The sequence below is a fragment of the Paenibacillus aceris genome (assembly GCF_017874035.1).
Classification (GTDB): domain Bacteria; phylum Bacillota; class Bacilli; order Paenibacillales; family NBRC-103111; genus Paenibacillus_E; species Paenibacillus_E aceris.
Genome location: NZ_JAGGKV010000005.1, coordinates 266,970 through 287,177, shown reverse-complemented (window position 1 = coordinate 287,177; position 20,208 = coordinate 266,970). Strand labels below are relative to the sequence as shown.

Here is a 20,208-nt window from a genome sequence, read left to right as displayed (position 1 = left end):
TAAATTTACCCGCAAATTGATTAAGCTCTAGTTCTCCCGTTCGTATAATGATTTCACTTTTTCTAAGAACTCCTTAACCGCTTTGGGGGACTTTATTATGATAATTTCTTTTTCTTGAGAAAGTGCACGAAGTTTCTCTAAAATCTTAGGTTTCTGTTTTTCAGGATATTCCCAGACCCACTTCAAAAACTGGAGATCAATTCTTTCTTCACAACCTTCTCCCATGTCAATCCTATTTTTCTTATGGTACTGTATTCTTCTCTTCAACACACGATACAGACATAACCATTTAGACAGGTCGAAAAAAATAATCGTATCCGCAGATCGCAATCTAATATCAATTGTACCTCCGTAATTACCGTCTATAATCCATTTATCAAGACTTATAAGTTCCTCTTGCACCCTTATTTGTTCTTCTTTGGGCGTGCTTACCCACCCTGGTTTCCAGAATATTGCGTCTAAGTGATAAACTCTAATTGCCAAAATGTCGCCTAACTCACGAGCTAATGATGACTTTCCCGAACCGCCTGAACCTATAAGTATTATTTTTCTCATAAAGTCCTCCGTGGTTTTTCAAAAAAAAAAACAGTTAACTAAGTGCCCGTAAATGTATTTATTATTTAACGCATTGGAGGCTGCGATCTTGTCAGCAGCCTCTCTTCGGTATGGTTAAGTAATTTTCTTAGTCAGAATGATTTCCAATGGCTCATCTTCAAGTAACAGACAGCCTGAATCCCGATAACCTAACTTTCTGTAGAAGTGCTGTGCCTCTTCATTAGCCAAAGTAGAGGTCATGACCAACTTTAAGCCCTTATGTCTCATTTCTTCTTCCCAAAAAAAAACGATTTGCTTACCTAACCCTTGACCCCGATATTGTTCTTCGACCCATATCATGTTCATGAATGGTGTGTTGTCCCAAAAATATCCGTACCTCATCCATCCGATATAATTTTCATCCTCGTCCCGCAGAATATATATTTCATTTCCCTTAATTTTTTGTAGTATTAAGCCCTGTAATATGTGATGGTCGCGTTGTTGTATATATCCATAGTCAGAATTATTTGCAACAGCAATTCTCATCTCTTTCCCCCTACCTATATATCCTATTCCATATTTTAACACAACTTATTGAAGATAACTGCCCGTTAACGCAGCGAAGCTGCCGATCGTACCGGCAGCTTCGTCATTATATGGATCAATATGTATCACTAGGAAGTAAGAATCGTGATATTGGAAATCTTCCGAATGACTCAGCACTTTTGGAATGCCTACCATCGCAAAATACAAGTGTCTGACCTCCGGTGGTGCCACTATGCCACTGTATAGAGTGTCCCGTAAAAGTATTCGTATGTCTATCCCGACGATGATATTACTTCAAATTAGTTTTATTCTGGTATTGAGTGAAAATAATTAGCGATAACTGCCCGTTACTTCAACAGACAAAACGTTCCGGTACCGAAAATGACGATGTTCAACTGCTGCAGAAGCTTCTGTTGTGAAGGTAGCCATTGTCTTTCGAACTGGTTCTGCTGAAAAGAAAACTGATGCCGTCTCGGATTTCTGGTAAAGATAAAAAGCGCCACCGGAATTCTCCGATGACGCTTTTAACTGTTTGGTAAACCCCTTGTTTATTTCTTGTCCATCTCGGTCATAATTTTTTCATAACTGATATAGTGGCCGTAAAGTTCTTCTAACGCAATTCCAACATGTTTGTGAGACTTTTGGCCTTTCAAATCAGATTTAGCACCATCACGCAAAGATCTTGCTCTCATGGAAGAAGCTACAACTAGCGAATACTTGCTATCTACGATATCAAGTAGTTTATCAATTGAAGGATATAACATTCAATTTACCTCAGTTCCATTGTTGCGATTTTTGGTATTCGACGTTTTAATGTGTACACTTCGGCCACTAAGCCAGGGATCTTCCAACATATGCAAGAGCCTAGTGATAAAATGCAAGTACCACCAATAAATCACGAAATTTTCATTTTCATACCGGGCTACTTTTTGGGCATAGCTTTATTTTATTATGCCCTCTTTATCAGCTAATTATCCACTGTAAGCATTGAAAGTAACGAATGACGAATGTTCTTTAATGTTGGGTGACAAATAAGTTTTGAAGTATTTCTCACAAACCATTGCCTACAGTCTCATTGAACTAACGTTCCTCGTTATTTCAATGCCAATCCCATTCCGAGTAATGATGATTATTAGGCCCTGTTAGAGCCTCGCGAACGTGATGTAATCGACTTGGACAGGCTCTGCCGATTCGATCCGAAGAGCCCGGTTGATCTGTCCCCGGTGATATTGCCCATGTAAGAGGACCTGCAACAGGATGTCCCGGACGGACGTTTGGAACGGAACCCCGCTCTGGTTCGCATAGTCGATCATCTCGTCCAACTCGGATTCCTCGAGCCCTTCGATATAGACGCGATATTGCTCGGCGTTTTCTTCGAACATCGTCCGGATCGCCGTCAGGTCTTCCGCTTCCTCCCACAACGAATATTGCGCGCTGCCCTTGCCCTGCAATCGGGACAGCCAGACTCGTTCCGCGACAGCGACGTGCCGAACCAGCTTCAGAAGGTCCTTATTCTTCGTCTCACTCTCCTCGAGCGCGTCCAAGATGCGTCCGTCCGCCCAGTACAGGTGGTCCATCATGTACTTGATCGTCTTCATTTCGGTTTCCCCCTCTTCGTCTCATCGATTACTTGAACCTACTGTTATCCGTTAGTTTATTCATTTGAATGAACTAAAACAACCTTTATTGGGTGAATTCCTTGTTGCTGTAACACTCTACATGAGGGGAAACCTCTATTCTTAGTTATTGTTGTTATAGCAACACATTATCATATTGAGGAACATCGAGGAAGATGGACTTCATTATAGGAATGCTGCCCTTTAGCCATACATGCAGCGCAAGCGCCGCACCACAGATGATGAAAATGGGATGAGGAATCCGTCAATACTGGTACCATGGCTGGGAGAGGAAGGTCGATAAGCTATGGTGCCTTAGAGCCCAACCTTTAGTCTGACTCCAACGATCACGGTGCATCACAGATTGTCGCTCCTTTTTGGAAGCACTCATGGGAGATTAATCCTACTCTGGTTGTTGCACCAGCCTCTTATCCGAATTAGCCGTAGAGAGGATGTTTTTTAAGTGGAAGTCGTCATTGAACGTGCATGCGGTATGGATATTCACAAGGATAACATTACAGCATGTATTCTAACGTCTAAAGGAAAGGAGATTCAAACGTTTTCTACGAAAACGCTGCATCTATTACAACTTATCGACTGGATTAAACAACATGAATGTTCTCACGTTGCAATGGAAAGCACAGGGGTTTTTTGGAAGCCAATTGTTAACCTACTCGAAGCTGAGGGAATTGAATTTTTAGTAGTGAATGCCCAGCATATGAAGGCGTTACCTGGACGTAAAACAGATGTCAAGGATTCGGAATGGATCGCCAAACTTCTCCGTCATGGACTTCTTAAAGCAAGCTTCATTCCAAATCGAAATCAACGTGAACTTCGAGAGCTTGTTAGGTATCGCCGAAGCATCATTGAAGAGAGATCCAGACAGCACAATCGCATTCAAAAGGTATTAGAGGGAGCGAATATTAAGCTTGGCTCTGTCGTTTCGGATATTATGGGTGTCTCCTCTCGCGATATGTTGCGTGCTATTGCAGAGGGCGAAGATGATCCCGAAAAACTAGCGAACTTTGCTAGGCGCACCTTGAAACAAAAAAAGAACGAACTCGAACTAGCTCTTCAAGGCTATGTAAACCCTCACCAGCGTTTGATGATCAAAACCATTTTAACTCACATTGATTTTTTAAATGAACAAGTTGAAGTGCTCGATCAGGAAGTTGCTGCGCGGATAGCATCTTTTCAAGAAGATGTTGAACGTTTAGATTCAATCCCAGGTATAGCTATTCGAATGGCAGAACAAATCCTGGCGGAAATCGGAACGGATATTAAGAAACAGTTTCCTAGTGCGGCACATTTATGCTCTTGGGCTGGATTGGTACCTGGACATAATGAAAGTGCAGGAAAAAAGAAATCTGCCAAAACCACAAACGGAAACAAATATCTTAAATCTGCTTTAATAGAAGCGGCCCATTCCGTTGCTGCATCTAAGAACTTCCTTGGAGCGATGTATAGACGTACGGCTGCACGAAAAGGTAAAAAGCGAGCAGCTGTAAATGTGGCACATGCGATGTTACGGATTGCATTTTATCTCCTAACACGTAAAGAAATGTATGTAGATCTAGGTGAAGACTACTTTGACAAACAGAAGCAACAATCTATTGTAAAGTATGCCGTTCGAAGACTAGAGAACTTAGGTTACTCCGTAACAATTGCAGCTAATACCTAGTTCTATCTCCCCCACCTTCAGACGCTTTCAAAAAATGAATGAACTGCGTCTTATTTAGTGCGGCCTTTCTCTGATACTCCGGATTTAATTTTCATGGGAGAAATGTATGTAGATCTAGGTGAAGACTACTTTGACAAACAGAAGCAACAATCTATTGTAAAGTATGCCGTTCGAAGACTAGAGAACTTAGGTTACTCCGTAACAATTGCAGCTAATACCTAGTTCTATCTCCCCCACCTTCAGACGCTTTCAAAAAATGAATGAACTGCGTCTTATTTAGTGCGGCCTTTTTCTGATACTCCGGATTTAATTTTCATGGGAGCTTAATGACGGCAGCGCTAGTCTAGGGCTACACCTTATTTTTAAGTCTAATACTTTATTTCCCCAAGACTCTAGGACATGAAGATAATGTCTTAGTCTACCTCTGCATTATTGCACCAACGTTGCTACAAATAAATAAAGATAGAGAAGCTTGGAAGTAAATGGTATTATTTTCTTGTACTCGAAGCATCAGACTTAGTCCTCTAAGGAGAAAGCAACCATTTGTCGGGTATTTAATTAGAATGGCGGGTGGATATAATTAAAATTTTCAAGATGATAACAAAAGCTTTATTCTATTGCATACTTTTCCCTATTTATTGGATTCAATTTTTCACACGAGTTTCAATGTGGGGGAATGATTTATTTCATGTCGGTCTCAATAATGCATTAGTCTATTTAAGAATAATGATGGTAGTAACGGCAATCATAACATTACTTTTTTGCTTAATAATAAGATGGATTAGTAAAAAATACCCTTTGATATTTAAGCTATCTATGATTCTGCATGTGCTGTTATTGATTTATACTATCAATTTATTTTCCAAACTTGATGAACCAGTAAGGCTATCTAATAATAGCAGTGTAAATGCTGTTAAACCAAAGTAGATGACCAAAAGCCAGAGGGAAAGCAACCCCAGGCTTTTACTTACTTTTCTACCATAATTGTGTAGAAATTAATATGGCTTGGGTATATGCCTCCTTGTCTCAGTCTGAAACTTTATTTTTCTATGAACACATTAATGAGCGTCAACCTTATTACCGACGGTAACCAGACATTGAAATCAAAGTTTAGTTAGTCGGCGGGTTGTCAGAAGCTATGAAAGTCCATCTCAATTCAGTCGCGAGTATGCACGGTTATTTGGGTGTCCTCCGACTGCCGATATTTTGCGAATGCAAAATAATTAAAACTGTGGACCGAGCTTGTTCGGACTTTTTGGATCCTTGCAGAATACCTCCATCGTGAAAGAGATACGATTCTTATCATCCGACACCTTTTGTAAAAAAATGAAAAAACACCGCCATTTTCAAGGGCGATGTTTATGTTTTGCCGATTATACACTCGGCTGTTTTGTTCCGATAAAACATTTCTCTGTAACTTCAATGAGATTCACGGATCTGGCTTAGGTGCTCCTGTGCATCCATCTCGCGCATCGAAAGCTTGGCCCCTATGGATCGGAAGCTGCCAATAACGTCCTCATAGCCGCGCTCGATGTGCTCAACGCCTGTAATACACGTGCTGCCCTCAGCCGCTAAACCGGCCATCAGCAAACAAGTGCCTGCACGCACATCTGCAGCATGCACCCAACCGCCTTGCAATGGGCGTCCTCCGCTTATAAACGCACTTTCTTGCCGTAATTCTATCTCTGCGCCAAGCCGCCGTAGCTGGGGAACGTGAGCGAACCGCTTTGGATAGACACGGTCTGTAACTATGCTCTTGCCCTTGGCTTGAAGTAAAAGCGCGGTCATGGGTTGCTGTAAATCGGTGGCAAAGCTCGGATACATGCCTGTGCGAATACGCGTTGCTTTCAGCGAATTCGTACCAAAAGCGGTAATTTGGCTCTCGCCACATTCCACATACATCCCTATTTCCTCCATCTTAGCTAGACATGAGCCAAGATGCTCGGGAATGACGTCCATGACAGTAACTTGACCCCCAAGGAGCCCAGCCGCCATCAGAAAAGCTCCGGCAATCAGCCTGTCAGGAATAACCGTGTGCGTTCCCCCGTTCAAATATGAGACGCCTTCAATTCGAATATGTTCCGTTCCCGCCCCGTAGATTCGTGCACCCAATTGATTAAGGAAGCTTGCCGTATCGCACACCTCCGGATCCATAGCTGCGTTGTGTAGTTGTGTTCGCCCTTTTGCCAGCACAGCCGCCAGCATCGCATTAATCGTCGCACCAGAGGTAATTGTGTCGAAATAAATGTCCGCACCCTTTAGCTCGGCAGCCTCGACTTCGTAATAATCTTTGAAGAGATGTACCTGCGCTCCGAGTGCTTTAAATACCTTGATATGTTGATCAATCGGCCTTGAAACGAAATTGTCACCGCCAGGTAATCCGATCGTAACTCTGCCGAATTTGGACAGTAACGCGCCTGCAAAATAATAAGATGCCCGATAGCTTGATGCTTTTCCTGGATCGATCACGGAACTATGAATCCACCGTGGGTCAATAATGACTTGTCCACCATCCTGTCTAAGCTTCATTCCGATATCCCGACCGATATCCGCGATAATACGGACATCGTCTATACGTGGAATGCCCTCTAAAGTTACTATATTGTCCGCCAGACAAGCGGCGGCAAGTAAGGCAAGGGAGCTGTTTTTCGCTCCTGGTATATGTACCGTTCCGTTCAGTGGACCTGAAAACTCAGCCTGTATATACTTCAAGAAGTGTCCCTACTTTCGTTATGACGATTTCAATTCAGTTTCGAGCATGTAGCCACTGCCGCGCACTGCGCTAATCAGAAAGGTAGCTTTTCCGTATTTTTTTCGCACCCGATAGACCAGGGCATTCAGTTCGTCCAGAGTCACATCTGAGAAGCCTTCTGCTCCCGTTGATCTTTCCGGCCATACCGTAGATTTAATTTCCTCAAGCGGAACGAGCCGATTGGCATTTTCATGTAGTACACGAATCAGTAAATATTCTTTTTCGGACATTAGGATTCGCTTGCCTTCCACGACGCATTCTCTTCTCTCCCAATGAATCGTGAGCGGCAGTTCCGGAATTTCCAGATCCCTGGTGATGCTGAGCGGTTCGATTTCTAGGGTCTGCTCGGCAAACATATAAGAAAAGTGGATGACGGTCATCCCTTTAGAGAGCTTAATGATATCAAAATTGTTCAAAGTATACGGGGTATGCGGCGTTAGCAATACGCCGTTGATCTCAGTTCCGTGTCGACTCCCTAAGTCATATAGCACCGCCTTATCTTGCTCTTTGCGGATGACGAAATGCTCCCGGGAAATAAAAGCGTTCGTAAAGGCCAAATCCGGAGTTAACTGATTGGATATCCGGCCGACCAGTGTTTCAACCTCGCTGAGATTCACGCAGGTGCCCGATCGATATGGTTCGCCACGTACGATGTATAAGCATGCAAAGTTTTCCAGTTTTCTTCCCTCCATTTGATGATGCAGCCTTACCCCTTCTTATGCGAAATAACCCCAGTTATCATCGTAACCCAAACTGAGACTGATTAAAACCTCTTGACACTGACGCCTCACTCACTTTTCAGTAACATTGAGAACCGGAATGTATATCACTCCAGATAGTTTAGCGACAACACCTGTTAATGGGGTAAGTCACTAATTCAATTTGGATATTCTCGCTTCCACTCTTCAAGTAATGGTTTGAAATTCTAAGCCATATTTACTTTCCCAATCTGGAGGTTGATGCTTCATATTCCACCACCTCTAATGATTTTTCCTTCATTTTACCATATTGAGGAATTTAGGATCAGATAGTTTCTCATGTTCTATTCAACAGGAAAATGCATAATGAATATCGAATTTCCTTCTATCGAAAATAAGGGTAGGGGAATATCATGAGCGAATTTACTTCAGGCAATTTGGTTCTTAATAAATTTAAACCCTCAGTACAAAAGTATAATCCTATTTTTATGGATGAATTGAATGATAAGTGGAGTTTATTTTTTACTGAAGGGACAGAAGTTAGTGAAGACTGTCCACATGATGTCATGGGAATTACACAAGAAGCGCCCGTACTTTACTTTTATAATTTTGAAGATCATGGCTGGGGATTCAGCATCTTGCAACAAGGTAGCGTGATTGCAACATTTGATTTTTCGTACGAACAAGAAGAAATTGAATTGATGAAATACGTCCAGGAAAAATTCCCAGATCAAGATCATATTGAGCTTCTTTACCTTAATCCCGACTCGCATGTTTTCAAAGAAAACATGCTACTGGAGCTGCAACAGTTGCGTAGCTGTGAAGACCGTGCCAAAACGTTACTCGAGAGGCTCGATGTTGGCACCTTTTCACTCTTCGAGCTTGGCGACGAACAGCTTGAGCAGCTTCGTCACCTTTTCGAGTTGGGGAACCTTTTAAATCCTCATAATCGCTATAAGCTCGTAGATGAGTTTAAAAGCATTCTTGGTATTGAAGCAATGAGCTGGATCCGCGTGGATCGGTTGGAAAGACTGCAGGAATAACACAAAAATAGCAAGGCAGAGATTAATCTGCATTGCTATTTTTTACTGATATTCTTATCATTTTAAGGTGATAACACGATACCCCGCCGTTGCTTTAATGAAACAGTAACAGCAGCCGGCTTCGGCCATCTGTCCTTGTTATCTTAGCTGAGCTGCCGCTGTATTAGAGCGAGAAGTGTACGTTGTTCCTCTTCCGGAACGCTCTCAACTAGGCGTGCTGCCATCAACGGTAGCTCCCACTTCGTCAGCTCTTCCCTGTTGTAACCGGTCAGTTCGAGATATGTGTCTTCGTAACTTTGCAGCAATACGGTTCGAATCTCAGCAAACGTCTGCCTGACTACCTCGGGCAGTTCTGCCGGCAAGACCGCGTGACGAAGTATCAGGATCGTCCTGGCTGCATCGGCTTGTGCTGGTCCACATACTGCGGTCATCCAGTCGATTACGACTGGCCCTTGCTGACTTAAGAGTACATTGCCTGGATGGAAGTCGCCGTGGCAAAGATGTTCCCCTGCGGGAAGATCGGACAGACGACTTTCAACCGCCTCTCGAAAAGGCTCAAAGCCGACATGACGAATAAGGCTAATTGTATCAGCCAGTCGGCTTTTAATGGATTGCAAACGACCGCTAGCTTTGACGCTGTGCAACTTGGCGTGAAGCTGAGCCAACTGACGACCGTATTCTACAGCTTGCTCCGGCTTACCCATCAGAATCTCCAACATAGAAGGCCCCATGATTCTCTCATAAGCAAGTCCAGCAAAACCGTCAATTTCTACGTTACCATAAAATTTCGGAGCACCTACCGCCAACTCCTCAATAATGTTGCTGATCCCTTGCTCCAGTTCCAGCAATTTCGGGTCGCGGAATACTTTAAGAACCTGATCCGCCCCTAGTACATAAATATCCGCAGTGTTGCCTCTGCCAATCCGTTCTCCCAGTCCCATGAGACGCCTCCTATTCCTATACAGAATAATAATCCTATAAATTACTATAATCGAATGAGGTAAAAGATAAAACCGCAATAATGAGCGCCTCGGTCAATCTATGCACCCGAAGCTGATTTCACATACATTCCGCACACACTAAAAAGATCTCCTTGACGGAGACCTTCAGATTTAACAACTCTTTTATCGATATCCGTCCTATCAATTCGGCACAACCCGATAAACGTTTTTCTTCCCTATATTTTGCAAAATGCGGGTTGGCACACATGACATTTTCAACACATCCGTTATCCCATTGGCATTTTTCGTTATGGTTAACATCAAGATTGTTCCACGCAGTCTAGCGGTATGCTGGGGAAGTTCGGTGGATACGAAATTTCCTAGAGAAGACGCCGCTACCCGATTTCTAATGTTTCCGTCGATGTCCTTCGCCTTAAACATTCTTATCGGGTGCAGTACATGGGGATGCGCTCCCAGCACTACATTCACACCATTATTAAACAACAGCTGCATGAGCCGGATTTGGTTGCTGTCGGGAAACGTTCGAAATTCTTTACCGAAATGTAGGCAAGCGATGATAAAATCTGTTCTACTCTTCAAGCTGCGCACGTCAGCTATTATTTTTTTCTGGTTTAGCCGGTTGACTAACGACGGCTCCGGCACTGGGATCCCGTTCGTTCCTTTCGTATAAGCCAATATTCCGATTTTTATTCCCTTTACGTTAACAATCAGTTTCCGGCGAGCTTCGCGGGCGGAACGGTACGTGCCCGTATGTCGCAGACCGTGCCCATCGAGGACGTTTAATGTCCGCCTCAAACCGGATAGTTTCCCGTCCATACAATGGTTATTGGCTGTGCCTACTACATCGAAGCCCAAGTTCCGGAGCGTCGCAGCGAATTCATCCGGGGAGTTGAACAACAGTTTTCCAGGTTCTTCGCGAAAATTGTTACCGGAGAATGTCGTCTCCAGATTGCCTATCGTTAAATCGGATCTCCGCAGATAAGGCTTCACTTTGGAAAAAATAGGGGCGAATCCGCCTTCCCGTGCGGCAGAGGCGATCATCTTCTTTTTCATCAACAAATCCCCGACTGCAGCGATTGTGATTTTCGTCAATCCCCCCACTCCTTTCATATTTACACCTTATGCGATAGAAAAGCGAAATGCTTGTAAGTTGGGCACCCTCTTATATTCATTCGATTGATCTGATATTTTCCTCTATATTCAGAAACATGTAAACGTCTATGAGATCCTGTCTTTCAACTTTAAAACCAAATCGTTCATAAAGACGTTGAGCAGAGCTTCCTTGCAAGACATTTAATGTGACACGTTTTCCTTTTATTTCATTTTGTTCAAGCAATATTTTTAATACATGACTACCGATCCCTTTACCTTGGTAATTAGGATAAATATAAAAATGTTCCAATAAATAACCATCTAACGCCGGTTTAAGAGCTACACAGCCAACAAAAGAAGAATCTGACTCAATAATCCAAGTGTAAGCTGCTTCAAATGAATTACGAAAGCGTTGACGAACCTTCTCTTCATCATACCTTCCTAACCTAGTTAAATCATTTCGTAGTACAATTGCCCGTAAATTAGCAATGGTCTCAACATCGGAATTTTGGGATTGGCGAAGAGTAATCTGTTTCATCTATGTAACAGCTCCTTTAATCTGGTATTGAACTATCGTTCTCCTTCATGCTAATTTCCATATTTATCAGTTCTTACAGGAATCCCGTTTTCTTTAGGATGGTTGTTCCCAACCACTCCCATTTCCTGTATCAATAACACCAACTCTATTAGGTGCTTCTATTTCCTTCCTGGTATTAGAATATGCTAGATACCCTAAAATCACCCCACACTAATGAAAATATTATTGGGCACTGCACCAAATAGCTTCCAAAAAATATCTTAATTAGCATAATAATACCATGTATTGTATGATAGAAAAAAGTCCCGATCAAATGCATCGGGACTCACTTTCATTTAATATTAACAACTACTTCTCCACATTAGCATAAATGTTAGAAATCAAAGCTGCGGCTTGAGCCCAGTTGGTAGATTCTTTAGGATGGATCGCGTTATTATAACCAGATACAAGCTTCAGCTCGATCAGTAAAGCCAAGCTAGGAACCGCATACTCCGATACTTTTGCATAATCGCTAAATTGTTTTAGCAGTTCAGCCTTCGTTTCGGCCTTCGGATTGACCGAAGTCTGTTTCGCCACTTGGAGCGCTCGCGCAGTTAATACGATCATGTCTTCTCTTGAGATCGGTTTTTGAGGATCAAATACATTGTTGCCCGAACCATCTATCATGTTCAAACCTCTGGCAATTCTCAAAGAATTATTATAGTAATCAGTTTCGTTTACATCAGCAAAACGTTCACCAATTTTCTTGCTGCCGTCCAGACCTAATGCACGTATCAATGTGTCTACAAAGTCACCGCGTGTAACGAATTGGCCAGGATTTACATTTTTGTCCAAAACCCCTTTGGAAGCCAATTCCTCAAGCTGTTTTTTCGCCCAATCGTAAGAAACAAGATTCTCTTTCTTATAACTCAAACCAAAACCAAACCCGAATTCGTTGTTATATTTATCACGGTAAACGTAATCGGGACCTTCAGCATAACCGGGAACGTCGCTCTTGTTGTTGTCAACCGCTGCTTGGTTAGCGGGCAATGTGAAAGGAAGCTTAGCGGTAGGAGCATAACGACCACGAAGAACATCCACTAATGCTTCAGCTTTCACTCCGAACACACTGACAACACTAGCAGCCTTTTCTTCTATTTCTCCGATTAGCCAAGGACTGCTCATATTGATAGTCAGAATGGTTGGAACCTTGTCTTCTATGGCTTTGATCCTCGCTACATCAACTCCAGTGTCTGCGTTAAGCGCTACGGATAACGGTAGATCTGGTTTATCCGATATACCGCTAGGAACTACGTAGACTAATGCACGTGTTGCTTCGTCAAGATTGTCCGTCAATGTGATCGCAGGATCATACTGCTTGATGGTAGCTTTCAGATCGCTGGTTTGCTTCTCGTTGTTCGATTTGGACACGACTTCAACATAAAGCTTCTGATTTGCGAGTCTGTCATCTGTTAGAGGCAGCATATTGTTGTCGTTACGCAGGAGCACGACCGACTTGCGATGCGCTTCATCGGCTATTTGCTGCGAAACGGGGTCATCTGCAATCGCTTGGGCAGTTTCTGGATTCCTGTAAGGGTTCTCGAACATGCCCAACTCAAACGATTCTGTCAGCAGCCGTTTTACCGATTGGTCAATTCTCTCTTCGGTAATTAAACCGTCCTTGACCGCCTGGGTTAGATCGGCAGGATTGTGATCTCCGGCAATGAGATCAACACCGGCATTCACTGCCTTAGCATACCGCTGTACCCTTGTCAGATTTTCGACGCCCCAAGGCATGGCCGTAATAATGCCAGTGTCGCTATTCACATACCCTTTGAATCCAAGTTGATCCCTCAGAAGGTCAGTAATTATGTATTTGTTATACGCGAAACCTACTTCTTCAAACGTCTGCCCGTTTGGAAGCTGAGGTGCATTCAACGAATTATCGAATTTCGCATAATAAGGCATGATAGACGAGGTACCGGCAGCGATAGCTGCTTGGAAAGAAGGAACATGATACTTCATTAAGCTGCCTTCCGTTGGATACGGATTCGGTTTCCCCCACGAATAATGAGGATCATGACCGTCCAGACGCGTGCCGCCGCCAGGGAAATGCTTGGTAGTCAGGGCAACGCTATGTGGACCAAGTTCTTCGCCTTGAAAACCCTTAATAAGAGCAGTTATCATTTTCCCAGATAGGTCAGGCGATTCGCCAAGCGTACCGTTGTATCGCATCCATAAAGGGTCCGTAGCGATATCCGCCATATACTGATAGCCTTTGCGAATGCCGGATGCTTCCCATTCCCGTCCAGCAATTTGCGCAAATTTCTTCACCAGGTCGGCGTCATTCGTTGCTGCAAGTCCCAATTCGCCAGGCCAGGTAGAGAATTGACCCGATGCCTCGCTAAACCCGAAGCCCAAACTCGACGTATGGTTTCGTGGGTTCGAAATCATAATAGCTGGAATGCCTAACCTTGTGCCCTCGGCAACTTCCTGTATCTTATTGGTCCAGATTGTTAGATCTTTGGCACTTGGATTGTCGCGAATAATAAAGTAGCGCAAGTTACGCTCTGTAATACCTTTGGTAGCAGCCGATGCACCAAGTACAGGCGGATCAAGCACATACATTTCACTTCCTGGAACGGCAAAGTTGTTAATAGTTTGCCATAGGTCATTCTCACACAGTATGTCGTTAGGCGTCCCGCCTGCTGCCGGCGCCGGGCAAGATTTGCTGTTTCCCATATAATGCGACATGGATAGCATCATCCCCGTCTTTTCTTCGAGCTTCATCTTGGAAACAAGATCATCCACGCGCTTGTCTACGGGGAGTCTCCAGTCTTCATACGGGTCCAATTTTCCGTTCCCATTTAGATCTTTGAATTGTTTGCCATCAACCGCTAGAACGTTCTTTGCATGATTGGAGATTTCTGGTTGAATCGTGCTATCCGCAGCGCTTACATTTGATATAGCAAGCGAAGATAGCATCGTCAACGCCAGCGAAGATAACGCAACTTTTTTGGAATGTTTTGAATTCAAAGTCATATTTTTAGTCCTCCTTGTGGCGGTCTACTTTCACATAGTTTCTTGTTATTTACTTATTTTCTTGCTTGATCGATAGCATCAAGCACGTCTTTATACTCGGATCGGTATTTGTCAATGACAGGTTTCACTTTATCCTGCCAAGGCTTTAGATCCGTTACTTCGGTAACTGTTGCACCAGCGGCTTTCACTTTCGCTTCTGAGTTTTTCTCGAATTTGGCCCACTCTTCGCGTTGCGTCTTGACGGATTCAGTTGCTGCCTCTTGAATAATCTTTTTATCTTCGTCACCTAATTTATCCCAAGTTACTTTACTGATCATCACGACTTCAGGAACACGCTGGTGCCCATCCAAGACTAAGTTTTTGGCAACTTGATAATGGTTGGAGGAGTCATAGCTCGGATAGTTGTTTTCGGCACCGTCGATAACGCCAGTTTGCAGAGAGCTAAAAACTTCGCCATACGGCATCGGGCTTGCGTTGGCCCCAAGAGCATCGATTAAATCAATATTGATTTTGTTCTGTTGCACGCGGAGTTTCATGCCTTTTAGATCCTCAACGCTCTTCACCGGTTTTTTGGAATAAAAGTTTCGAGCCCCGGAGTCATAATAGGCCAATCCCTTCAATTTAGAGGATTCCAGGCTGCTCAACAGTTCTTTTCCTTTGTCGCTTTCGAGGAACTTCCATTCATGGGCTGCGTTATCGAAAATGTACGGAAGACTGAATACGCCTAGTGATTTATTGAACTCAGCAAGAGGCCCCGAGCTTACGCGGGTAAACTCAATGGCGCCGAGCTGCACCTGTTCGATGACCGCTTTTTCTTCCCCCAGCTGGGAGTTCGGGAACACATCGATTTTAATGCGTCCATTGGACTTTTGATTAACTAGCTCGGCGAATTTCTTGTCACCAAGGACAGTCGGATAATTATCCGGATGTGTGTCAGCCAGTCGGAACGTATATTTTTTGCCTTCCGCTTGAGGAGATGTAGTCACATTCCCGGTGGTTTTGACATCGTCTGCGCAGCCGGCGAGCAACAAGAAAACAGAAAGCGTCGTTCCCAATATTACCGTTGGTTGTTTCGTCAAAAGTTTCATTTCTATTCCCCCTAAATGTTTTCATATTGACAGAATTGCTTCATGCTTCTTAATGCTTCATCAAATTAGGCAACCACATGGTTATTGACGGTACGTAAGTTAAAAGCATTAATACGGCGACAAGCACGAGAGCGAACGGCGCCATAGCTCTTGTTCCACGGCCTATCGAAATGTTGCCGATCGCACAGCCAATGAACAATACCGTTCCGACAGGCGGAGTAAGCAGCCCGATTCCCAAGTTTAGCATCATAATGATGCCGAAATGAACGGGATCCATTCCTAGTGCCGTGACCACAGGAAGCAGGATCGGCGTCATGATCAGAATCAGCGGTGCCATATCCATTGGAGCTCCCAAAACTAGCAGTAAAACGTTAATGATTAGCAAGATAATAATTGGATTGTGCGATATCTGCATTAAAGCATCCGTAACGAGCGCAGGTATTTTTAGATACGCAAGCACCCAACTGAAGGCATCCGAAGCGGCAATTAGAAACAAGACCATTGAGACAGTACGAAGTGATCGTTTTAGGATTACCCACATCCGGCTGAGCGGTATTTCGCGATATACGAAGAAGGTGACGATGAATGCATATAAGCAGGCAATAGCACCGGATTCGGATGCGGTAAACCAGCCCGAAAAAATTCCGCCAAGTATAATAACGGCCGGCATAATGGAAAGCATACCGTCCAGCAAAACTTTAGGCACATCTTTTCGAGGAGTCACATGTTTTTGTGTAAAGCCTTTTTTGATAGCCATAAAATAACTGGCAACCATCAAACAAACACAAAGGATAATGCCAGGAACAACACCGGCTAGAAACAGAGCCGCAATGGATGTCCCCCCCGCTGCCAGGGAATATAGGATCAGGTTGTGGCTTGGCGGAACGACAACGCCTTGGATGGCAGCCGTAGTCGTCAATCCGACCGCAAAATCCTCGCTGTATCCTTTTTTCTTCATCATCGGAATCATGATCGAACCGATTGAAGATACGTCGGCGGCTGCTGAACCGGAAATATTTCCAAAAAACAGACAGGCCACACAGTTAACCATCGCCAGTCCACCCCGGATACGTCCGACAATAAGAAGTGCAAAATTGACCAACCGCAGGGCAAGTCCACCTTCACCCATAATCTGTCCAGCTAATATAAAAAATGGAATCGTCAGCAAAGCATAAGAGTTAACCCCTTGAATCATCCTTTGACCTACAACTTCCAGCGGTACTTCAATATATAGAAGCGTTAATATCGTTGAGCCTGCAAGGGAAATCGCAACAGGAAAACGTAAAACAAGCATAATTGTAAAACTGATGGCCAAAATTAGTATGGCGACTGTGGTCGTATCCATGTTAGTGTTCTCCTTCCTCCATTCCTTGATGACGTCTCGTGTTGACTCCCAGGATCTCTAGCATGGCATATATGCTGATCATAAATCCCGCCAGCGGCATGACAGCGTAAAACGCACTGTTCGGAAGTTTCGTTGCTGGCAGTGTCGAGCTGTTCATTAGAACGGTAAAGTCCCAACCATACTTGATCATGAAAATTCCGAAAGCAAGGCTTCCAATGCTTACAAGTTTATCAATGCCCATATTGACCTTTCGCGGTAATTTGGCAGTGAACGAATCGATAGCCAAATGCAGCTTTTCCCGAAACCCGATGGCGATTCCCATAAAGGTAAACCAGATCAGCAGCACCATTGTAATCTCTTCCGACCAGAAAAAAACATAATTAAACATCTTACGGGTTATGACTTGAATTGTGACGATGAGAATCATCGCTACTAAAGAAACTTGGGCGAAATTTTCAAAAAAACTATCAATGAATAAAGCGATTTTTTTGATCGTTCTCATAGCAGTTCACTCTCACCTCCTTTCTATTTTTCGAAAGCACTTTCATTGCTTTGTACATTTTCAATTATAATGAGTTGGCACTTTATTGATAACTGCCCTGTTTTTAGATTTTTTGGTAACTTTTTTAGATATCCCAAAAACATTGCCGCTAATTCAAAAAAAGGGAGCAAGGTCATCTGGTGCGCCCTGTCCCTTCCTCGATTAATTGAAACGATTTGCGAAATTCCAATGGTGTTTTTCCTTTTATTTTCTTAAATGTGTTGCCAAAATAAGACAAGTCCGTATAACCGAGTCGCTGGGCGATTTCCCATACTCTGAGCGATGTGTGAACGAGCAGCCATTCGGCTTCATCCATTCGCAATCGCAGCGAAAAGTCCAAAAATGTTTGATTCATTCGTTGCTTGAAGAGCTGGCTTAAATAGCTGGGATTCAATTTAACCGCAGCTGCAGCCTCCGTTAAGCTAATATTTTTCGGTTGGCTAACCTTGATGAGTTCAATTACTTTTTCAATCGCTGACATTCCAATCTTGTCTTCGGGCTTAAGCCCTTCATTAGGTTCCAATGAACTGTCCTTTTCCTTCATCCATTTCATCAGGCAGTTTTTCATTTCTTCAACTTCTACGGGTTTTAACAAATAATCAAAAACGCCTGCCCGCAAACACCGCTGGACATAAGAAAAATCATCATGTCCGCTCACTATAATAACGGATTGTCTTTGGCCGCCTTCGTGAAGCTGGTCAATAAACGTCAACCCGTCCATAACAGGCATCCTTATATCTGCCATAATCAAGTCGACCTGGTTGTCTTTCAGCCAATCAAGCGCATCCAAACCGTTACTGCTTTCATGGATTACAGTAAAAGGCAGGCCCGTCCGTTCCACAGTCCGTTTAAAAGCTGTACGGACCCATCTCTCGTCTTCAACCAGCATGATCGTGTACATGTTTACTAGGTCCTCCCGACTGCAACTTTACCGTGGCAACTAACGGTAGTTTAATATCAACTACGACCCCGTGTTCAACCTTGCTTTCAATTGAAATGCCGTAGCATTCTCCAAATAGTAAGCGAATTCTCCGATGTACATTGATAATCCCAATGTTGGTTCCGTCTTCCATTGCATCTCTTTGCTCAAGGCTGCGGCGTATATTCTGAAGCGTCTGCTCGGAAATGCCCACCCCGGTATCCTGAATTCGGACGATGAAGGAGTTGTCCTCCATATTCCGAATCGCGGAAATGGTGATTTTGATAGTGCTTAAGACTGGTTCGATGCCATGAATAATACTGTTTTCCACGACAGGTTGAATGGAAAATTTGGGGACCAATTGCTGCTTGGCCCATTCAGGTATATTCATTTCGTACACCAATCTATGCTCAAACCTGTACTTCTGGATGCGCAAATAAATTTCGGCATAGCGCATTTCCTCTTCTAATGCAACTTTCTGCCCTTTATTTTTTAAATTGTATCGCAAAAGACGAGCCATTGAAGATGTGATGGATGAAATATCATCCTGCGAATGTTCGAGCGCCATTCCTCGAATGGTTTCAAGCGTATTGTACAGAAAATGGGGATTCATTTGTGATTGCAACGCTTTCAATTCGATTTCTCGATGCCGTAGAGCGAGCTCAGTTTCTCTAAGCTTGGAGAAATAGATTTCGTCCATCAATCCTTGGAGCCTTGATACCATTGTGTTAAATCCATGAACAAGCATACCAATTTCATCCTTCGATTCCACTACAATATGACCGGTGAAGTCGCCGGATTCAACCCTTCTCATATACTGATACAGTCGTCGAACCGGCCTGACAATGCTGCCCACAAAACCAAATCCTAATAAGTAAGCTATAGCTAGTGTAATCATCACGATACTTGCAATGGTACGTCGGATGTATTCAGTGCCTTGAATCAGTTCGCTATAAGGGATCGAGGTAACTAGCGTCCAGCCGAGAAATGACGAATGGCTGTAGGTTAGCAGTTCCTTGGGGCCACGAGAAGTGACAAATGAATTATTCTCACCATTCAAAATATCGTTCAATTTTTCAAAGTGCGCCGAATTACCCAATTCGAACAAATCGGGGTGATAGACATAATGACCTTCTGAATCAATAATATACAGGGAGCCGAAATGGCCGATATTGACTTTTTCGGCAATTTCCTGAAATCGTTTGAAATTCACATCCATGACAATCATCCCGATCGGCTTTAGCGTCATCGGACTCACCAGGCGCCTTGCGATACTGATGACCTGTTCTTTACGATCCCCCCATTGCAGCGTCCGGGTGAATATCTTCGGTTCACTGGTATAAGGGATGGTCGAATACCAATATTCGTTGACTACGGCATTTTCGGGATGTTTAAAATTGTTATCGATCGTGTCGATCGTTTCAATACCGTCGAGGACGATGGTGATATTAGAAATATCCGACCGGGAATAGGCCGCATTCCGCAGTTCCTGTTCTACGATATCGCGAATGTGGCTTTGATCGATTTCTTCCTGTGATTTCATTTTTATATAGTTGTTCATGTTCGTACTGTTTAATATTTTTAAAATACTAATTTCAAAGTCATTTACATAATATTCGACATGTGTATTCACCTGTTCGATAATCTGCCAGCTAAACTGGCGGGACTCGCGCTCCAGAACATTAGCAGCACGTTGATAGGAAATAATGCCGATAACACACATTGGCACAACCACAAGAAGGGCGGAGTACACAAGAAGCTTTGTAGCCAAACTTTGGTCCCGCAAAAACAGGATACGGACGAATGTTTTTTTGGCTTGTTTCGAGTACATT

18 protein-coding genes and 1 pseudogene are annotated in these 20,208 nt (G+C 43.5%); 3 read left to right on the top strand and 16 right to left on the bottom strand.

Annotated features, from left to right (window positions below):
• Window positions 1-27: 27 nt before the first annotated feature.
• The 5 genes from J2Z65_RS12085 to J2Z65_RS12065 form a co-directional block, all read right to left on the bottom strand.
• Complete coding sequence (locus tag J2Z65_RS12085) at window positions 28-555, bottom strand: DNA topology modulation protein (protein WP_167059014.1); 528 nt, start codon at window positions 553-555, stop codon at window positions 28-30.
• A 114-nt stretch (window positions 556-669) separates the two neighbouring features.
• Window positions 670-1,080 carry a GNAT family N-acetyltransferase gene (locus J2Z65_RS12080; protein ID WP_167059017.1) on the bottom strand — a complete coding sequence of 137 codons (411 nt, stop codon included), beginning with the start codon at window positions 1,078-1,080 and terminating at the stop codon, window positions 670-672.
• A gap of 45 nt (window positions 1,081-1,125) precedes the next feature.
• The gene (locus J2Z65_RS12075; RefSeq protein WP_167059019.1) at window positions 1,126-1,287 is read right to left on the bottom strand and encodes a hypothetical protein; all 162 of its coding nucleotides are present in this window, start codon (window positions 1,285-1,287) and stop codon (window positions 1,126-1,128) included.
• Window positions 1,288-1,628: 341 nt separating this feature from the next.
• Window positions 1,629-1,844 carry a DNA-directed RNA polymerase subunit omega gene (gene rpoZ, locus J2Z65_RS12070; protein ID WP_167059022.1) on the bottom strand — a complete coding sequence of 72 codons (216 nt, stop codon included), beginning with the start codon at window positions 1,842-1,844 and terminating at the stop codon, window positions 1,629-1,631.
• 378 nt (window positions 1,845-2,222) lie between these two features.
• On the bottom strand, window positions 2,223-2,678 hold the full coding sequence (locus J2Z65_RS12065) for a DinB family protein (RefSeq protein ID WP_167059024.1): 456 nt from the start codon (window positions 2,676-2,678) through the stop codon (window positions 2,223-2,225).
• 481 nt (window positions 2,679-3,159) lie between these two features.
• Between J2Z65_RS12065 and J2Z65_RS12060 the strand changes: the two genes are divergently transcribed.
• Both J2Z65_RS12060 and J2Z65_RS36095 read left to right on the top strand, forming a co-directional pair.
• A complete protein-coding gene (locus J2Z65_RS12060) occupies window positions 3,160-4,377 on the top strand; it encodes an IS110 family RNA-guided transposase (RefSeq protein ID WP_209855862.1) in 1,218 nt (405 codons plus the stop codon).
• Between the two features lie 1,137 nt (window positions 4,378-5,514).
• A pseudogene (locus J2Z65_RS36095) lies at window positions 5,515-5,604 on the top strand (helix-turn-helix domain-containing protein); the annotation flags it as partial.
• A gap of 192 nt (window positions 5,605-5,796) precedes the next feature.
• Here J2Z65_RS36095 and murA read toward each other — a convergent pair.
• Together murA and J2Z65_RS12045 are read right to left on the bottom strand one after the other, a co-directional pair.
• A complete protein-coding gene (gene murA, locus J2Z65_RS12050; protein WP_167066098.1) occupies window positions 5,797-7,089 on the bottom strand; it encodes a UDP-N-acetylglucosamine 1-carboxyvinyltransferase in 1,293 nt (430 codons plus the stop codon).
• Window positions 7,090-7,107: 18 nt separating this feature from the next.
• Entirely contained in the window at window positions 7,108-7,821 is a 714-nt protein-coding gene (locus J2Z65_RS12045) for an FHA domain-containing protein (protein ID WP_240159989.1), read from the bottom strand.
• A gap of 419 nt (window positions 7,822-8,240) precedes the next feature.
• Between J2Z65_RS12045 and J2Z65_RS12040 the strand changes: the two genes are divergently transcribed.
• Window positions 8,241-8,870, top strand: coding sequence for a hypothetical protein (locus J2Z65_RS12040; RefSeq protein ID WP_167066101.1), 630 nt, complete (start codon window positions 8,241-8,243; stop codon window positions 8,868-8,870).
• A gap of 143 nt (window positions 8,871-9,013) precedes the next feature.
• On the opposite strand, the gene J2Z65_RS12035 is transcribed toward J2Z65_RS12040, so the two are convergent.
• The 9 genes from J2Z65_RS12035 to J2Z65_RS11995 all read right to left on the bottom strand — a co-directional run bounded on the left by J2Z65_RS12035 (window position 9,014) and on the right by J2Z65_RS11995 (window position 20,207).
• Window positions 9,014-9,811 carry a phosphotransferase family protein gene (locus J2Z65_RS12035; RefSeq protein ID WP_167066104.1) on the bottom strand — a complete coding sequence of 266 codons (798 nt, stop codon included), beginning with the start codon at window positions 9,809-9,811 and terminating at the stop codon, window positions 9,014-9,016.
• A 201-nt stretch (window positions 9,812-10,012) separates the two neighbouring features.
• Window positions 10,013-10,924 (bottom strand): CapA family protein, encoded by a 912-nt coding sequence (locus J2Z65_RS12030; protein ID WP_167066107.1) that lies wholly within the window; start codon window positions 10,922-10,924, stop codon window positions 10,013-10,015.
• A gap of 76 nt (window positions 10,925-11,000) precedes the next feature.
• Window positions 11,001-11,462 (bottom strand): GNAT family N-acetyltransferase, encoded by a 462-nt coding sequence (locus J2Z65_RS12025; RefSeq protein WP_167066110.1) that lies wholly within the window; start codon window positions 11,460-11,462, stop codon window positions 11,001-11,003.
• A 348-nt stretch (window positions 11,463-11,810) separates the two neighbouring features.
• A complete protein-coding gene (locus J2Z65_RS12020) occupies window positions 11,811-14,483 on the bottom strand; it encodes a glycoside hydrolase family 3 N-terminal domain-containing protein (protein WP_167066113.1) in 2,673 nt (890 codons plus the stop codon).
• Window positions 14,484-14,536: 53 nt separating this feature from the next.
• Window positions 14,537-15,571, bottom strand: coding sequence for a TRAP transporter substrate-binding protein (locus tag J2Z65_RS12015; RefSeq protein ID WP_167066116.1), 1,035 nt, complete (start codon window positions 15,569-15,571; stop codon window positions 14,537-14,539).
• Window positions 15,572-15,620: 49 nt separating this feature from the next.
• Window positions 15,621-16,916 (bottom strand): TRAP transporter large permease, encoded by a 1,296-nt coding sequence (locus J2Z65_RS12010; protein ID WP_167066119.1) that lies wholly within the window; start codon window positions 16,914-16,916, stop codon window positions 15,621-15,623.
• 1 nt (window position 16,917) lies between these two features.
• The gene (locus J2Z65_RS12005) at window positions 16,918-17,418 is read right to left on the bottom strand and encodes a TRAP transporter small permease (RefSeq protein ID WP_167066122.1); all 501 of its coding nucleotides are present in this window, start codon (window positions 17,416-17,418) and stop codon (window positions 16,918-16,920) included.
• 172 nt (window positions 17,419-17,590) lie between these two features.
• Entirely contained in the window at window positions 17,591-18,358 is a 768-nt protein-coding gene (locus tag J2Z65_RS12000) for a response regulator transcription factor (RefSeq protein ID WP_167066125.1), read from the bottom strand.
• A complete protein-coding gene (locus tag J2Z65_RS11995; RefSeq protein ID WP_209855858.1) occupies window positions 18,336-20,207 on the bottom strand; it encodes a sensor histidine kinase in 1,872 nt (623 codons plus the stop codon). Before J2Z65_RS11995 ends, J2Z65_RS12000 begins: the two co-directional genes overlap by 23 nt.
• Window position 20,208: the final 1 nt, after the last annotated feature.

Excerpts from the sequence above, each read along its gene's own strand:
- J2Z65_RS12010 (WP_167066119.1), bottom strand. The coding sequence starts at position 16,916 with ATGGATACGACCACAGTCGCCATACTAATTTTGGCCATCAGTTTTACA.
- J2Z65_RS12025 (WP_167066110.1), bottom strand. The coding sequence starts at position 11,462 with ATGAAACAGATTACTCTTCGCCAATCCCAAAATTCCGATGTTGAGACC.
- J2Z65_RS12065 (WP_167059024.1), bottom strand. The coding sequence starts at position 2,678 with ATGAAGACGATCAAGTACATGATGGACCACCTGTACTGGGCGGACGGA.
- J2Z65_RS12005 (WP_167066122.1), bottom strand. The coding sequence starts at position 17,418 with ATGAGAACGATCAAAAAAATCGCTTTATTCATTGATAGTTTTTTTGAA.
- rpoZ (WP_167059022.1), bottom strand. The coding sequence starts at position 1,844 with ATGTTATATCCTTCAATTGATAAACTACTTGATATCGTAGATAGCAAG.
- J2Z65_RS12040 (WP_167066101.1), top strand. The coding sequence starts at position 8,241 with ATGAGCGAATTTACTTCAGGCAATTTGGTTCTTAATAAATTTAAACCC.
- J2Z65_RS12020 (WP_167066113.1), bottom strand. The coding sequence starts at position 14,483 with ATGACTTTGAATTCAAAACATTCCAAAAAAGTTGCGTTATCTTCGCTG.
- J2Z65_RS12035 (WP_167066104.1), bottom strand. The coding sequence starts at position 9,811 with ATGGGACTGGGAGAACGGATTGGCAGAGGCAACACTGCGGATATTTAT.
- J2Z65_RS12000 (WP_167066125.1), bottom strand. The coding sequence starts at position 18,358 with ATGTACACGATCATGCTGGTTGAAGACGAGAGATGGGTCCGTACAGCT.
- J2Z65_RS12080 (WP_167059017.1), bottom strand. The coding sequence starts at position 1,080 with ATGAGAATTGCTGTTGCAAATAATTCTGACTATGGATATATACAACAA.
- J2Z65_RS12085 (WP_167059014.1), bottom strand. The coding sequence starts at position 555 with ATGAGAAAAATAATACTTATAGGTTCAGGCGGTTCGGGAAAGTCATCA.
- J2Z65_RS12045 (WP_240159989.1), bottom strand. The coding sequence starts at position 7,821 with ATGGAGGGAAGAAAACTGGAAAACTTTGCATGCTTATACATCGTACGT.
- J2Z65_RS12015 (WP_167066116.1), bottom strand. The coding sequence starts at position 15,571 with ATGAAACTTTTGACGAAACAACCAACGGTAATATTGGGAACGACGCTT.
- J2Z65_RS11995 (WP_209855858.1), bottom strand. The coding sequence starts at position 20,207 with ATGTACTCGAAACAAGCCAAAAAAACATTCGTCCGTATCCTGTTTTTG.